The 15,617-nt window shown below is 43.8% G+C and carries 15 protein-coding genes; 8 read left to right on the forward strand and 7 right to left on the reverse strand.

The window, feature by feature from the left end; translation table 11 throughout:
- Positions 1 to 82: 82 nt before the first annotated feature.
- The gene (abc-f, locus tag ACTSEZ_RS02535) at positions 83 to 1,963 is read left to right on the forward strand and encodes a ribosomal protection-like ABC-F family protein (RefSeq protein ID WP_369732619.1); all 1,881 of its coding nucleotides are present in this window, start codon (positions 83 to 85) and stop codon (positions 1,961 to 1,963) included.
- Between the two features lie 49 nt (positions 1,964 to 2,012).
- On the opposite strand, the gene ACTSEZ_RS02540 is transcribed toward abc-f, so the two are convergent.
- The 4 genes from ACTSEZ_RS02540 to ACTSEZ_RS02555 all read right to left on the reverse strand — a co-directional run bounded on the left by ACTSEZ_RS02540 (position 2,013) and on the right by ACTSEZ_RS02555 (position 5,188).
- Positions 2,013 to 2,369: a hydrolase gene (locus tag ACTSEZ_RS02540; protein WP_369732620.1), complete on the reverse strand. Its 357-nt coding sequence runs from the start codon at positions 2,367 to 2,369 to the stop codon at positions 2,013 to 2,015.
- A 64-nt stretch (positions 2,370 to 2,433) separates the two neighbouring features.
- A complete protein-coding gene (locus tag ACTSEZ_RS02545; RefSeq protein ID WP_369733069.1) occupies positions 2,434 to 3,228 on the reverse strand; it encodes an ABC transporter ATP-binding protein in 795 nt (264 codons plus the stop codon).
- Positions 3,221 to 4,198 carry an ABC transporter permease gene (locus ACTSEZ_RS02550; protein WP_369732622.1) on the reverse strand — a complete coding sequence of 326 codons (978 nt, stop codon included), beginning with the start codon at positions 4,196 to 4,198 and terminating at the stop codon, positions 3,221 to 3,223. Before ACTSEZ_RS02550 ends, ACTSEZ_RS02545 begins: the two co-directional genes overlap by 8 nt.
- 12 nt (positions 4,199 to 4,210) lie before the next feature.
- The gene (locus tag ACTSEZ_RS02555) at positions 4,211 to 5,188 is read right to left on the reverse strand and encodes an ABC transporter substrate-binding protein (RefSeq protein ID WP_369732623.1); all 978 of its coding nucleotides are present in this window, start codon (positions 5,186 to 5,188) and stop codon (positions 4,211 to 4,213) included.
- 184 nt (positions 5,189 to 5,372) lie between these two features.
- Here ACTSEZ_RS02555 and ACTSEZ_RS02560 point away from each other — a divergent pair, with 184 nt between their 5' ends.
- From ACTSEZ_RS02560 to ACTSEZ_RS02570, 3 genes are all read left to right on the forward strand, one after another.
- Positions 5,373 to 6,782, forward strand: coding sequence for a sucrose-specific PTS transporter subunit IIBC (locus tag ACTSEZ_RS02560; protein ID WP_369732624.1), 1,410 nt, complete (start codon positions 5,373 to 5,375; stop codon positions 6,780 to 6,782).
- 126 nt (positions 6,783 to 6,908) lie between these two features.
- Complete coding sequence (locus ACTSEZ_RS02565; protein WP_369732625.1) at positions 6,909 to 7,289, forward strand: hypothetical protein; 381 nt, start codon at positions 6,909 to 6,911, stop codon at positions 7,287 to 7,289.
- 131 nt (positions 7,290 to 7,420) lie between these two features.
- Positions 7,421 to 8,665: a helix-turn-helix domain-containing protein gene (locus ACTSEZ_RS02570; protein ID WP_369732627.1), complete on the forward strand. Its 1,245-nt coding sequence runs from the start codon at positions 7,421 to 7,423 to the stop codon at positions 8,663 to 8,665.
- A gap of 72 nt (positions 8,666 to 8,737) precedes the next feature.
- Here the strand turns inward: ACTSEZ_RS02570 and ACTSEZ_RS02575 are convergent, their stop codons facing one another.
- Positions 8,738 to 9,679 carry a S8 family peptidase gene (locus ACTSEZ_RS02575; protein ID WP_369732629.1) on the reverse strand — a complete coding sequence of 314 codons (942 nt, stop codon included), beginning with the start codon at positions 9,677 to 9,679 and terminating at the stop codon, positions 8,738 to 8,740.
- Positions 9,680 to 9,868: 189 nt separating this feature from the next.
- Between ACTSEZ_RS02575 and ACTSEZ_RS02580 the strand changes: the two genes are divergently transcribed.
- The gene (locus ACTSEZ_RS02580; RefSeq protein WP_369732630.1) at positions 9,869 to 10,609 is read left to right on the forward strand and encodes a TspO/MBR family protein; all 741 of its coding nucleotides are present in this window, start codon (positions 9,869 to 9,871) and stop codon (positions 10,607 to 10,609) included.
- A 309-nt stretch (positions 10,610 to 10,918) separates the two neighbouring features.
- On the opposite strand, the gene ACTSEZ_RS02585 is transcribed toward ACTSEZ_RS02580, so the two are convergent.
- Positions 10,919 to 11,386, reverse strand: coding sequence for a hypothetical protein (locus ACTSEZ_RS02585; protein WP_369732632.1), 468 nt, complete (start codon positions 11,384 to 11,386; stop codon positions 10,919 to 10,921).
- An 86-nt stretch (positions 11,387 to 11,472) separates the two neighbouring features.
- Positions 11,473 to 12,921, reverse strand: coding sequence for an aldehyde dehydrogenase (gene aldA / locus ACTSEZ_RS02590; protein WP_369732633.1), 1,449 nt, complete (start codon positions 12,919 to 12,921; stop codon positions 11,473 to 11,475).
- Between the two features lie 175 nt (positions 12,922 to 13,096).
- Between aldA and ACTSEZ_RS02595 the strand changes: the two genes are divergently transcribed.
- The 3 genes from ACTSEZ_RS02595 (at position 13,097) to murQ (ending at position 15,610) form a co-directional block, all read left to right on the forward strand.
- Complete coding sequence (locus ACTSEZ_RS02595) at positions 13,097 to 13,675, forward strand: TerD family protein (RefSeq protein ID WP_369732634.1); 579 nt, start codon at positions 13,097 to 13,099, stop codon at positions 13,673 to 13,675.
- Positions 13,676 to 13,689: 14 nt separating this feature from the next.
- Entirely contained in the window at positions 13,690 to 14,355 is a 666-nt protein-coding gene (locus ACTSEZ_RS02600) for a vWA domain-containing protein (RefSeq protein ID WP_369732636.1), read from the forward strand.
- Positions 14,356 to 14,701: 346 nt separating this feature from the next.
- Entirely contained in the window at positions 14,702 to 15,610 is a 909-nt protein-coding gene (gene murQ, locus ACTSEZ_RS02605; protein ID WP_369732637.1) for an N-acetylmuramic acid 6-phosphate etherase, read from the forward strand.
- Positions 15,611 to 15,617 lie beyond the last annotated feature (7 nt).

A 15,617-nucleotide genomic window follows, 5' to 3' on the forward strand; every position in this document is an offset into this window, starting at 1 on the left:
CAGATAAACTCGCTGAAGAACCGGGATAAGCAGGAAACTGCTTATTCTGGTTTTTTTTTATATTTCAAAGGGGTTTTTACTTATGACGATTTGTTCGGTTCAGGGATTAACAAAATCATACGGAAGCCAGCTGATTTTTGAAAAGCTGAGCTTTGAAATAAATGAAGGCGAAAAGATTGGGTTTACAGGCAGAAATGGGACAGGGAAAACGACGATCTTTAAGTGTCTGTCAGGAATTGAACAGCCTGATGAAGGCACAATCGCGATTAAAAAAGGAAAAAAGATAGGCTATCTGGCTCAAATACCTGTTTTTCATGACGGTGCGACTGTGGAAGATGTGTTGAGAGAGGGGTTCTCGGAACTGACAGAGCTGGCAGCTGAGCTATCTGACCTTGAGATGAAAATGGCTGAGGCAAAAGATCCTCATCTGCTTGAACGGGTGATGGAGCGTTACGGCAGCTGCAGACAGCAATTTGAATTGCTCGGAGGCTACGAAATGGATGCGAAGGTGCAGGCGGTTGCCTGCGGCCTGAAGCTTCAGGAACTTCTGAATGAAAAATTCCAGGCGATAAGCGGCGGAGAAAAGACGAAAGTTTCACTTGGCATGATCCTTTTAAAGCAGCCGGATATTCTGCTGCTTGATGAACCGACCAACCACTTGGATATTGCAGCTGTAGAATGGCTTGAAACCTATCTTAAAGAATATAAAGGGACCGTTGTCGTAATATCACATGACCGCGCATTTCTGGATGAGGTAGCAGGTAAAATCCTTGATCTCGAAGGCGGGGAAGTGACTGTCTACCACCATAACTATTCAGGTTTCATCATCCAAAAACAAAAAAAGCTGCTGGCGGAATTTCAGGCATACCAGGATCAGCAGAAAAAAATCAAAAAAATGAAAGAAGCGATTAAAAGGCTGAAAGAGTGGGCGAATCAGGCTAATCCGCCGAATGAAGGCCTTCACAAGCGGGCAAGAAATATGGAGCGCGCGCTCATGAGAATGGAGAAGCTGAAACGGCCTGTCCTTCAGCATAAAAAAATGGACCTGTCCTTTGAAGGGACTGACAGAAGCGGAAAAAGAGTCGTAAGTCTTAATGGTGCTTCAAAAGCATTTGGAGATCGGACCATTCTGGAAGAGATTTCACTGGATATTCAGTACAAGGACAGAACCGCCATTGTCGGCGAAAACGGGTCAGGTAAATCGACGTTGCTGAAGATGGTCATGGGTCAAATTGAACCTGACAGCGGGGCTGTGAAAATAGGCAGCAGCGTTAAAATCGGCTATCTTTCCCAGCAGCTTATGCTTGGTGATACAGACATGTCTATTATTGATTTTTTCAGAGAGGATGTGAATGCATCTGAGGAAGAAGCCCGTCACATTCTTGCAGGATTTATGTTTTACGGTCCCGCAGTTTTTAAAAAAATGAAACATACAAGCGGCGGTGAACGGATGAGAATTCAGCTTGCAAAGCTTATGCAGCAGGATTTGAACGTGCTTATTTTAGATGAGCCGACAAATCATCTGGATATAGATTCAAGGGAAGTGCTTGAAGATGCGATTGAACAGTTTGAGGGAACGATCCTGGCAGTTTCCCATGACCGGTTTTTCCTCAATAAGCTTTTTACAAAGACATGCTGGATTCATCAGCAAAAGCTCTTCTCCTTTGAAGGAAATTATACGTGGGCGCGTGGGAAAATGCAGCCTGTGATGAATCAGTCTGAAAAAGGCATAAGAGAAAAGCAGCCTTCAATTCTTAAAACGAAACAACCTGAAACACCAGTGCATGTAAATGAAGAGAACGTCCTTAATAAAATTGAAAAGCTTGAAAATGATGTGTATGAAATTGAACAGAACATGAATAAACAGAGCGAACTAAACGAGTTACTCCTTCTTAATTGCAGGAAAGAAGAAATAGAAAGAGAAATTGAATGTCTCTATCTAGAGCTTGAGAATGCAGAATGAACAAAAAAAAGAATCCATTGCCGGTGCGCAATGGGTTCTTTTTATTGGACTACTTGAAATTTTCCACACGTTCAGGGTTATCTGAATGATTGTCTTTCAAAATGCCATTTTCTTCAATATGACGTTTAGCTTCTTCATCGCCAAGCAAATAAATCATGCCGTATATTTTTCTCATCGAATCGTCATAGGCTTTATTTTCAGCATCATGATGATATTCGCGGAACGGAACCTGCGCGCGCTGAAAGGTTTGAAAGTCAGCCGAGCTGTTCTCGCTGTAATAGGACTTCAGCTGATCAATTTCAGCCGGAGTGGCGTACAGTTTGAAGCTGGGACTTGATTCTGCAGGATTCTGAAGAATTTCTCCGCTTGCGACGTCAATATAGTACGTTTGTTTTTCTAGATTCATCCTATCCATCTCCTTTTAGTGATTTGTCTTTCTTTACCACTAATCGGATAAATATAACCCTCTATTAACTCAGCATGACCTTGTCTGACAGAGAGCTTCCGCCTTTTATTTTTGAGAATTCGTTCAGCAGGGAGGCTACAGTCAGTTTTTTCTTTTGTTCCCCTTCTGCCTGAAAGATTATTCGTCCGCCGTCCATCATGACAAGGCGATTGCCAAGATCGACTGCCTGCTGCATATTGTGAGTGATCATCAGAGTTGTTAACTGACCTTCTGAAACGAGCTTTTCCGTCAGGTTTGTAATGAGGTCTGCCCGTGAAGGATCTAGTGCAGCTGTATGTTCATCAAGCAAGAGAATTCCAGGATTCGTGAACGTGGCCATTAAGAGGGACAGCGCCTGCCGTTCGCCGCCTGAAAGCAGCCCGACTTTTGCAGAGAGTCTGTCTTCGAGTCCAAGGCCGAGCGTCGTTAGCTTTTCCTTGAAAAATGCTTTTCTCCTGGCAGTAACGCCGGGTCTCAGTGTGCGTTTATGGACACGCGCATAGGCGATGGCGAGATTTTCTTCTATCGTGAGCGCTGGTGCTGTTCCGGCCATCGGATCCTGAAAAACGCGGCCGAGGTATTTTGCACGCTTGTGCTCGCGCATGTTTGTGATTGCTTTTCCATCGATCAGCACGTCTCCGTAATCAGGAAAAAGTCTGCCTGATATAACGTTCAGCAATGTGGATTTACCTGCTCCATTGCTGCCGATCACCGTGACGAAATCTCCTTTTTTTAGAGAAAGGGAAAGCCCGTTCAAAGCTTTTTTCTCATCGGGAGAACCTTCATTAAACACTTTTTCAATCTGCTTCAGCTCAAGCAATGTGAACATCTCCCTTTCTCCTGAGAAGTTTTTTCCTTTTTTCTTTCTGTTTTGCAAGAAGCTGCGGCACGACGAGCGCCGCGATGACGATGGCTGCCGTAATCATCTTCATATCGCCTGTCTCAAGGAAGTCTGCTCTGAGCGCAAGCGCAATAATAATGCGGTAGAGGATGGCTCCAATGATGACAGCGAGAGTTGCCCGGATAATCGTTTTTGTTCCGACGAGGGCTTCCCCGATAATGACAGATGCAAGGCCAATAATGATCATCCCGATCCCCATGCCAATATCGCTGAATCCCGAAAATTGGGCGATGAAAGCACCTGAAAAGGCAACAAGTGCATTGGAGATACCGAGACCGATAATTTTCAGAAGATCCGTATTGGCTGAAAAGCTTGAAATCATTTTTTCATTATCACCGACAGCACGGATGGCAATGCCGATCTCTGTTTTAAGGAAATAATCAAGCGAAAGCTTTATAAGGACAATAAGGCCGCACATGGCTGCGAGAACCGACCATGTTTTCGGGATAAATGCTTCAAGACCTGCTGATACAAAAACAGACTGTATAAATGCGTCAATTCCAAGCTCGTTCCAGCCATCAAGCAAAACAGAAAAGACGGTGCTTTCCTGAAGCAGAGGGACGTTTGACTGGCCCATAATCCGCAGATTAATCGAATATAAGGCAATCATCATCAGGATCCCTGCAAGCAGGGGATTGATTTTCCCTTTCGTGTGAAGAATTCCCGTAAGACACCCTGCAACAAATCCGGCGGCAAGGGCCGCCAGAGTTGCGATAAAAGGGTTAACGCCATTTACAATCAATGCAGCACATACAGCTGCACCTGTGACAAAGCTGCCGTCGACGGTGAGATCGGGAAAATCGAGAATCCTGAAGGAAAGATACACACCAAGAGCCATGATGGCGTAGATCAGTCCGGATTCAACAGAAGAGAATAGGGCAGTAAACATGGTGTGTCCTCCTTAATCGATTAATTCAGCGTCTTTCCAGTCCTCTTTTATGTCAACATTCATCGCTTCAGCCGCTTTTTTGCTGACCTGCAGTTTTAATTTCTGAGGGTAATCAACAGGGATTTCTCCCGCTTCTTTTTCTCCTTTTAGGATGTCAGCTGCCTTTAAGCCTGCTTCATATCCGATATCCCCGTAGTCAAATCCGTAAGCTGCAAAACCGCCTCTTGCTACAGAATCAAGCTCCCCTACAAACAATGGCAGGTCTTCATCCCCTGCAACAGAAATAACAGACTCCAGCGCGGATACAACTGTATTATCAGTAATAATATAGAAAGAATCTACTTTTCCGACTAAGCTTTCAGCGGCCTGCTTCACTTCAGCCGAAGTTGAAACAGAAGCTTCAACAATTTCAAGGTCTGTTCCCTTTGCTGCTTTTTTAACAAGATCAATTTGAGCAGCCGAATTTTGCTCACCGGAGTTATAAATCATTCCAATCTTATTGCCGTCCACATTTTCATCTATAAATTTGACCGTATTTGGAATGGCATCAGGGTGAGTATCTGTCGTTCCGGTAATGTTTGCACCCGGTTTTTCAAAGCTTTCGACAAGGCCCGCCCCAATTGGATCCGTGACTGAAGTGAAAACAATCGGTATATCTTTTGTTGCATTGAGTGCGCTTAGAGCACTTGGTGTGGAGTTGGCAAAAATCAGATCAACGCCGTCGCCGACAAAGTTGCTTGCAATGGTCTGATTATTATTCTGATCGCCGCCTGCAATCTGGACGTCATAGTCAACCTTGAGACCTTCATCTTTCAGAGCTTTTTGAAACCCTTTTAAAGCAGCATCAAGAGAAGGATGCTCGACAATTTGAGTGACACCCACCTGATAAGTCTTTTCGCCGCTGTTTCCGGCCGTTTCTTTACTTCCGCAGCCTGCAGCTATCATCATGCTTGACAGTGCAATTCCCATTCCGATGTTTTTCCAGTTCATTAGACATTCCCCCGTTTTATTTGCTTTTACGCTTTTATGCTTTTATTCATTAAATTATACCGCAAGATTTTGTTTCGACAATCATTATTTTCTGATTTGATTGAAATTTCAGCTATTTTTTCTGTTTAAAAGAAGATAAAATGAGGGAAATTACAGGTATGTCAAATACATCCAGGAGGATTCCATGTCAGACACCCGGAAAATTGCCGAAGAAGTCATCGAGGCACTAGGAGGCCGTGAAAATATCATATCTGTGTCGCACTGTGCCACAAGGCTTCGCGTAATGGTAAAAAGGAAAGAAGGCATCGATCAAAAAAAAGCGGAGTCCATTGATAAAGTAAAGGGAGCTTTTTTTAATTCAGGGCAATATCAGCTGATTTTCGGAACAGGAACGGTGAACCGCATCTATGAAGAGATTGCTGCTCTTGGTGTAACGGGGTCTGAAAAGGCTGAACAGAAAGAGGCAGCAGCAAGAAGCGGCAACTTGTTTCAAAGAGCCGTCCGCACGTTCGGGGATGTATTTGTTCCAATCATTCCAATTCTCGTTGCTACAGGGCTTTTTATGGGGATTAGAGGACTTATCCTCCAAGAGCAGGTGCTTGCCTTTTTCGGTATGAAACCTGAACAGATTCCGCAAAATGTCATTACGTTTTCAGAGGTGCTGACGGATACAGCCTTTGCTTTTCTTCCAGCACTCGTTGCATGGTCTGCGTTCAGGGTTTTCGGGGGGAATCCGGTCATTGGAATGGTGCTTGGTTTAATGCTTGTAAGTCCTGCCCTTCCAAATGCCTACGATGTGGCGGCAGACAAAGCCGAGGCTCTGACATTTTTCGGTTTTATACCGGTTCTTGGCTATCAGGGTTCTGTCCTACCTGCATTTATCGCAGGACTCATAGGAGCAAAACTTGAGCGATCGATCAGAAAACATACAAGAGAATCGCTTGATTTGATTTTGACTCCGTTTTTAACGCTTTTATTCATGATCATACTTTCTCTTTTTATAATAGGACCTGTTTTTCATACAGTTGAAGAGGTTATCCTGAACAGCACAGTAGCCATTTTAAACTGGCCATTTGGCATAAGCGGTCTCATCATAGGTTCATTAAATCAGCTGATCGTTGTAACAGGCGTCCATCACGTGTTTAACCTGCTTGAGATACAGCTGCTCGAGCGCTTCGGATACAATCAGTACAATGCGATTATTACGTGTTCTGTCGTTGCGCAGGGGGGAGCGGCGCTTGCTGTAGGCCTGAAAACCAAGTCGAAAAAACTGAAGGCCATTGCGCTGCCGTCTTCTTTTTCTGCTTTGCTTGGAATTACAGAACCTGCCATCTTCGGTGTGAACCTCCGCTATATTAAACCGTTTATCATGGCGCTGATCGGAGGCGGCATCGGAGGGTTTGCTGCATCTCTTGCAGGCCTTAAAGCGACAGGAATGGCGATAACGGCAATCCCGGGAGTCCTGCTGTATCTAAATGGCCAGATTATCATGTACCTGGCTGTGAATTTTCTTGCAGTCGCAGCGGCATTTGTCCTGACGTGGCTGTTTGGTTTTTCAGATAAGATGATTGATTTTGACGATGAAAATAAATAAACTCCTAAAAATTCACAGATATATAACAAACGGGTAAAAACTATATTACAAAATGATGATATGAAACATTGGGCCTAAGACAATATGTATACTGAATTGTAACAGATTGGATTAGGTGGCATAGAAATGAACATAAATGAGAGAGCATTAGTACATCTATCGGGCATCTATTCAAAGATATTGGGGTATTTGCTGGTTCATCGCGATGCCGACGGAAATGTCTCATATGACATCAGTGATCTGTCGGATGAACTTGGATTGTCAAAGCGGACCGCTATTCTCAGAATGCAGCAGCTTGAGCAGTTTGGGGCCATTCAGACAGAAAGGCAGGGTGTGTGCAGAATTATCACCACCCGCATTGAAAAAACACCGATAAGCCTTTGCTATCAGGCTTTATATGCTTTGAAAAGAAAGCCCGGCCTTGCAGAAGATCCTTTGAAGCTGGCTGATGAAATGAATGTGGATGAAAAAGATGCAGAAATGATTCTGCACGTTCTTTCAAAATAATGAAAATGAATACCTCCGGGCTGCCGGGGGTATTTTTGGTGTCAAAAAAAATATTCTTCCTGAACACGAACCAATCAATTGGGCATGCCGTTATAATAATTTTATAGAGATGCTTAGGGGGATGACACACCATGCTGGAAGGGAAAATCATAAAATTTTACCGTGAACTCTACAACATTAAGCAAAAGGACCTTGGGGATGCAATCTGTTCAGCAACGCACATCAGCAAAATAGAACGCGGGCTGACAGAGGTATCGAAAGAAACCATTCAACTGCTCTGTGAGCGGCTTGGGATCAGCATCGAATCAGAAATTGAGAACTACCATAAGATTAAAAAACTTCTTAATGAATGGCATGAAGCCATCATCCACAAAAGCCATTCAAAAACCGAAGCGGTTAAACAGCAGCTGGAAAGCAGCCGCCTGCTTCAGATTCAGGACTTTCACCGTACATATACGCTTATTTTAGCCAGATACTATCTTTCATCTTCTAAAAATGAAGAAGCATGTGCCCTTTTAAACGAGATGCGCCTTTGGAGCGGCCTGTCCCCATATGAACAAAATCTTCTGCTGCATATCCAGGGGAATTATCATTTGAGAGCCCAAAATGACTACTTTAAAGCTATTGCCGTGTTAAAAGAAATTAATCTTGCAGAATATTCTAACCGTGAATATTATTACGACCTGGCACTGGCTTACCATTCCATCCATTCGAATGTCCTTGCGTATTTTTATGCGGGCAAAGCCCTGCAGTTCTTTACAGAAAACAGAAGCCTGTCACGAATAATTGAAACGGAAATGCTTATGCTGATTCAGCTGGAGCAATCAGATGATGCTGTTTTTCAAAACAAAGAATATCAGCGTCTCATAGAGATGTCAGGAGATTACGGGCTGGATCATCAGCAGGCGCTGCTGCACCATAATTTCGGATATCATCAGCTCAGGCAGGGGGAATTTACAGCTGCTGCAGAATACTACAAAAAATCTGCCGATAAACGGCAGCCCGGAGATCCCAATTACCTTGGTTCTTTTGAAGGATATGTGAATGCTCTGTTCAAAGAGGGGCTGACAAAGAAGGAAGAACTGGCAGCCCTTGCAGAAAAGGGTCTGTCACTCGCCGAAAAAGACGACAATCGGACTTTTATTCATTTCTTTACGATGCACCTATTCAAAATAAACGGGGAAATCGAATCCTACTATGAGTACATAGAAAATCATGCCTATCCGCATTTTAAAGAACTTGGATATGTTCTTCCGGCACAGCATTACGGTTTATTGCTGTTTGATTATTACATGGAAAAGGGCGATTTGATAAAGGCTAATGACTTCGCTAAAGCGCTTATAGAGAAGTTCAGGAGGAACAATCAATTTGTTTGAGCGGATTTTTTCAGATGAGTACTTGAGATCATACAAAAAGAGCCATCATCTTATGCGGATGATGGCTCTTTCTTATTCTTCTGAAGCTCCTTCGGCGGCATCGCGGAGCAGGTCAGGCGCTGTCAAGTAGAGCAGCCCATTGCCTTCCAGCGTTTTTGGATTGCCATGCGGAACCGTGCGCTTAATCAGCTGAGCGTAAACTTCAGCTTCAGTCAGCGTCCTGTCAAATTCTTTTTCTTCAAGCTCTTTTATTAAAGCAAGTGCACCTGAAACGTGCGGGGTGGCCATAGAAGTCCCGCTGAATGCAGCATATTCACCTCCGGGTATAGTAGAAACAATCCGCTCACCCGGTGCAACTAAATCCAGTTCATTGTTTGAATTGGAAAAAGGGGAAGACACCCTGTTAAATCCAACTGAGCCAACCGAAATCACTTCATTATATGAGCCTGGATAAGAATATTCCGATGTTCCGCCGTCCTGGTCTCCTTCATTTCCCGCAGCACAGACGATGGAAATCTGATTCGCAGCGGCTTTTTTTACCGCTTTGCGAAGCTCAGAATGATCAGACGGTCCTCCAAGTGACATGGAAATAACATCCACTTTCTGTTCAATGGCGTAAAGAATGCCTTTTACAATCCAGTCGTACTCACCGCTTCCCGTGTCTCCTGCGAGTACTTTTACAACGAGAATTTTTGCCTGCGGGGCAACACCCACATATCTTGATGCGGCTATTGTTCCTGCGACATGAGTACCGTGGCCGTGGTAATCAGTCACCCGGTTTTGGTCCCCATTGTCATCGGTCGTAAAATTCCGCGCGCCTGCTATATTGCCGCGCAGATCAGGGTGATTGATGTCACAGCCGGTATCGAGCACTGCGATGATGATGCCCCTTCCGCGGATTCCCTTTTCCCAAAGCTTTGGGGCTTGGATCATTTGAACACCTTCTGAATTGGTTTTCACATTTTTAACGATCGGGCCATATTTATGGGGGAGCAGCCTTACTTGTCCTCTCATCTCTCCCTCTCCTTTACTCGTAATGCTTTAGATATATGATAGCGTGAGCAAAAGCATGATGAATGATCAGAAGAAACTCATGACTCGTTCAAAACTCCCAAATGTGTTTTGATTATTTTAATTTGACTAATAAAGGGTATGAAAAAAAGACAAGCAAAATACACTAATTGTGAAAAGGAGGAGGTCATCATGAAGAGATTTTCCGGTTTTGCCCTTCTGAATGCGGCGGGATATGTTCTCGTCATTGTCGTTAACTATCTCGCAAATGCCCTGCCGCTCAATGGACAGACATCAGCTGAAGTGTCTGCCGGTATTCCGGTTTTATTCACGCCTGCAGGCTATGCATTTTCCATCTGGGGACTGATTTACCTGCTGCTTGGAATTTGGACGGCAAGACAATTTTTTGTGAATGAAGAAGAACGCATGAACTATGCGAAGATTGGCATTTGGTTTTTCCTTAGCTGCATCTTTAACAGCCTATGGCTCTTTGCTTTCCATTATGAACTGTTTCCGGTCTCGCTGCTTGTCATGCTGGCACTGCTGATTTCCCTGATTGTCGTGTATACACGCATTCAGCGTCTTCCAGAACGGAAATGGCTGATGAGAACACCGTTTTCAATTTATCTAGGTTGGATATCAGTTGCCACAATCGTAAACTTTTTCATTTTCTTTTATACGGCCGGCATCGAATCATTCCTTGGCTTGAACGAGCTTGCGTGGGCAGTTATTATGCTGATTGTCGGTGCAGGGCTTGCTGTCTGGTTTACATTTAAAAATGATGATGTCTACTACCCGCTTGTCTTCATCTGGGCGTACATTGCCATTTATGTTATGCAGGATCCGGCTGCAATAAAAAGAACCGTTGTCATAACCTTGATTGTGATTGCAGCGGCTGTTCTGTTAAAACTCATTCAGAAGCTTCGGAAATAAAGAAAGTGATGCTGAGACCTAACGATTTCAGCCATGAAAAACACCGAACCAGGGTATATACTGGTTCGGTTTTTTTTCATATTAAAGGATTAGAAAAAGAGGCATCAATTGCGTTAGTGCTGCCACTTTTATCAGAAAAGAAACCTAAATAGTGGCGTGATTAGGGAGAGTGGCGGAATTTTTTTATAAAAGAACCTCATTAGCGGCATCACTCGGCTTAGTGGCGCCATGCAGTGGAGCAGCATCGTTTTACGAATTTTTTTAATTGAACTTCCTGACTATTCTAAATAACATGTTTTGACCAAGTCCCTATGATGATTCTTTTTTAAAACTTCCTTCCAGTATCTTCTGATAGCCGTAAATCAGAGCTGCATAGGAAACGGAAAGTGCAAAGAGGCTGTGCTTATTTAATTTCTTAAGCTTATATAAACCTGTTTTTTCGAAAAGGTAAGTCAGAGGATAGGCCAATAGGAAATCCATGGCCGCATTGAGCAGCATAAACCTCCAAAATTTTCCGTATGTAAGGTGGAATATCCAGAGGGTTCCTGAAATGAACGGGCCGAATATAAAGCTCAGATCTCCCCATAAGCGGTTCTTACTGCCGCCTCTAATTGTCCACAGCTGATAAGGTCCTGCAATCATTGTCTCAACTGCCAAAAGCAATGAGACCAGAAAAGAGGCAGGAGAAAAGCGAAGGATAGAAGCTGGCTTTAATAAAAACAGGCTTCCCCAGGAAAGAATAAGAATGATGATTCTGATCGGTTTTGAATAAGTCACAAAAAATCCCTCCTGTTATTCATCATGCTCGAATGGGGGAGAAATTATGAAAAAACGTCCAGGCAATTGCCTGAACGTTTTTTTTGTTATGCTTTTTTGTCGTCATACTGCATGTAAACGGCGTGTGTGACGGTAAAGTCCTCAATCCCGTGTTTGCCGTCGGCTCCGCCAAGCCCTGATTTGCGGAGGCCGGCATGATAGCCTTGAATGGCTTCGAAATTTTCACGGTTTATGAAGGTCTCGCCGAACTTCAGTTCATTCGCAGCCCGCATGGCTTCGTGGACATTATCTGTATAGATGGAAGATGAAAGACCATAATCTGAATCATTTGCAAGCTCAATGGCTTCATCAAGGGTTTTGTAGGTCATAATCGGGAGCACCGGACCGAAGATCTCTTCCTGAATGATTTCTGAGTCCTGACTCACGTTCGTAATGACTGTAGGTTCATAAAAGAAACCTGAAGTCATCTCTGCGCGTTTGCCGCCTGTAAGAATTTTAGCACCGCCCGCAACAGCGTTCTGAACCATTTTTTCAACTGTTTCCAGACGGTCCATACTGACGAGCGGTCCCATTTCAGACTCCCTGTCTGCAGGCATTCCAACCTTCGTATCCTTCATTGCCTGTGTCATCTTCTCGATGAATTCCTCAGCTACGTCTTCATGAACATACACACGTTCAGCATTTGTGCAGGCCTGTCCGGAATTTGTGATTCTCGATGTTTTGATGCTCTTTACGGCAGTATCCAAATTGGCATGCTTCGTAACGATGGCAGGTGCTTTTCCTCCAAGTTCAAGGTTGACCTTGGTAATGTTTTTAGCAGCGGCTTCCATCACCTTTGTTCCTGCTTTTACACTTCCTGTCATGGTAATGATGCCGACTTTGGGGTGGGAGGCCATCACATTGCCGATTGTTGAACCTTTACCAGTGATGAAATTATAAACTCCCGTCGGAATGTCCTTCATTTCATCGATGATTTTTGTGAATTCTGCCGCCGTATTTGGTGTCTGCTGACTTGGCTTAAGGACGATTGAGCATCCTGTAATCAGAGCGGTTGCGACCTTTCTTGCCAGAATAAAGACCGGGAAGTTCCAGGGAACAATTCCTGCCACAACCCCTATCGGCTTTCTGAACATCAGAATGTTCTCATTCGCACGATCACTTGGGATAATTTCTCCCTCTATTCGCCTTGCCCATTCGGACATATAGTAAAAATAATCAATGGCCGTGTCGATTTCTCCGCTGGCCTGTTCATAAGGCTTGCCCTGTTCTTCCATCAGCAGCTCTATAAAGGTATCGCGGCGGTCTTTTACTCTGTCTCCAAGAGCTCTTACAATTTTCCCTCTTTCTGCAGAAGGAACCTTTTCCCATTTCTTCTGTGCTTCAAAAGCTGCTTCAATTGCCTTATTCGCATCTTCCTCTGTTCCTGCAAAAATGGACGAAATGACTTCCTCTGTCGCCGGATTGACGACCTCGATTGTTTCCTTTGATGTGGAATCGATGTATTCACCATTAATATATAATTTATGTGTCTTCATGATTGGCCTCCTTCTATCATTCTTCTAAACTGTTCCACTCACGCTTTTTCTTTAAACATCATCAGCACGGGGAATGTGCAGCGAAAAAATGGAAATTGAAACTTTATTGTGTTAGATTCGTAGTACAATAGAAGCGGAATTCCTTTATTGGAAAATACTTTTAGGGGTGATTTACTTGTCAATTTCATTATCAAAAGGACAGCGCATTGATCTTACAAAGACAAATCCGGGATTAACAAAAGTCATAATCGGACTGGGCTGGGATACGAATAAATATTCAGGCGGCAGAGATTTTGATTTGGATGCCTCGGCATTTATGGCAGATGCAGGCGGAAAGGTTCAAAACGATCACGAATTTATTTTTTACAACAATCTCAAGAGTCCGGAAGGAGCAGTCGAACATACTGGCGACAACCGAACAGGCGAAGGAGACGGAGATGATGAGCAGATGATCATCGATTTTTCCCTGATGCCGTCCCATGTTGAGAAAATAGGTATTACCGTAACCATCCATGACGCAGATGCACGAAGCCAGAATTTCGGACAGGTTTCAAACGCATTTGTACGTGTTGTGAATGCCGATACCTCTGAGGAAGTTCTCCGCTATGATCTTGGAGAAGACTTTTCGGTAGAAACAGCAGTTGTCGTCTGCGAATTGTACAAGCACGGCCAGGACTGGAAGTTCAATGCCATCGGCAGCGGTTTCTCCGGAGGACTTGGTGCGTTATGCCGAAACTATGGACTTGATGTCTGAGAGGAGACTTTAAAATGAGCTCGATCAACTTGATGAAAAAAACAGCGGGAATCGTACTTGAGAAGAAAAAGCTCACCGGAGTCGTCGCCCGGGTAGGCCTTGTTCTTGATATTTCCGGTTCAATGCGGACCCTCTACAAGGATGGAACCGTGCAAAAAGTAGTTGAGAGAATTCTTGCAGTGGCAAGCCAGTTTGATGATGACGGGATGCTTGACGTCTGGGTGTACGACAATGAATTTACAAGACTTCCTTCAGTCACAGAAAGAGATTTCGAAAACTATGTGAACAGAGAGATTCTCTTTAACGATTCTATACATAAATTCGGGCGCAACGATGAACCGCCGGTCATGTTTGATGTCATGACAAAATATTTAAAGGAAGAGCCAAGCAGAGATCCTGCGTTTATCGTTTTTATCAACGACGGAGGCTGCAAAAGCACCATTAAAAAACCAGTTGTCTCATCTTCTGATAAGCCGCTTTTCTGGCAGTTTGTCGGGATTGGAGATTCCAATTTTAAAGTGCTTGAAAATCTTGACACAATGGAAGGCAGGTTCATCGACAACGCAAACTTCTTCCATGTGCAGAACATCGATGCAATGACAGATGAAGAGCTGTATGACCGCTTGCTGAATGAGTTTCCGGACTGGATCAAAGAAGCAAAGGACAAACGAGTATTGTAAACTTGAGGCTGCAGGGCTAAATCCTGTGGCCTTTTTTTGTGTGCAAAGATGCTTTTTTTGAAAAATCATTCCTTTTTCCTGTTTGTATGAGCAAATCGGCAAAGAAACCAATCTTTTTTCATGCAAGGTTCTCACTAATTGAATCAAACGACCCAAAAAAAGCGGGCTATTACATAATTTTCAATATAAAAAACAGGCCGGCACCTCTTGCTGTCTAGTCATAAAAGCGCTATCATGGACGTATAATCTGAAATGTAATTTCAAAATAGTTAAGTTTAAATTGAAATTATGTTTAGGTTAAAATATACTGAATAGTAAGAATTTTGTTAGGAGGCAACATCCTTTTATGGAAAAACAGCTGCGTTCATTAACGACAGAATTGAGAAATGAACAAACAATGAAGATCGACAGCGCAAGCACGCTTGAAATCCTCTCAATCATGAATAATGAGGATATGAAAGTAGCGGCGGCAGTACAAGAGGTGCTTCCTGAAGTGAAAGCGGCCGTAGAGTTTGCCTATGAATCTCTGAAAAAGGGAGGAAGAATCATTTATATTGGCGCAGGCACAAGCGGCAGGCTCGGAGTCCTCGACGCTGTCGAATGCCCGCCAACCTTCAGTACATCTCCGGATACAGTCATCGGACTGATTGCCGGGGGGGAACGTGCTTTCGTTAAAGCGGTAGAAGGAGCAGAAGACAGAGAAGATTTTGGAGTGAATGATTTAAAATCCATCCAGCTTACAGCTAATGATACTGTAGTTGGCATTGCCGCGAGCGGAAGAACGCCATATGTTTACGGAGGCCTTCAATATGCTAAAAGCATCGGGGCTAAAACAGTCGCTCTTTCATGCAACAAAGATGCGAAAATTTCGGAGGCAGCGGAAGTCGGCATAGAAGTGATTGTAGGCCCTGAAGTTATAACGGGTTCAACAAGAATGAAAGCGGCTACTGCCCACAAAATGGTTTTAAACATGATCTCAACAGCATCCATGATCAAAATCGGAAAAGTGTATGAAAATCTGATGGTTGATGTAAATGTGAGCAACTACAAGCTGAAAGAACGTGCAGTAAGCATTATTCAGACGTTAACTGGAGCAGATTATGAGACGGCGAAAGAGACACTTGAAAAAGCGGAGCTAAAAGTGAAGCCGTCCATTGTCATGATTAAAGCGAAAGTCGCGTATGACGATGCATCTGATTTATTGCTTCGCGCAGACGGAGATGTCCGAAAAGCCATCTCACATCATGAAGGGTAAGGAGCGG

This window comes from Metabacillus mesotrionivorans (genome assembly GCF_052171315.1).
Taxonomy (GTDB): domain Bacteria; phylum Bacillota; class Bacilli; order Bacillales; family Bacillaceae; genus Bacillus_P.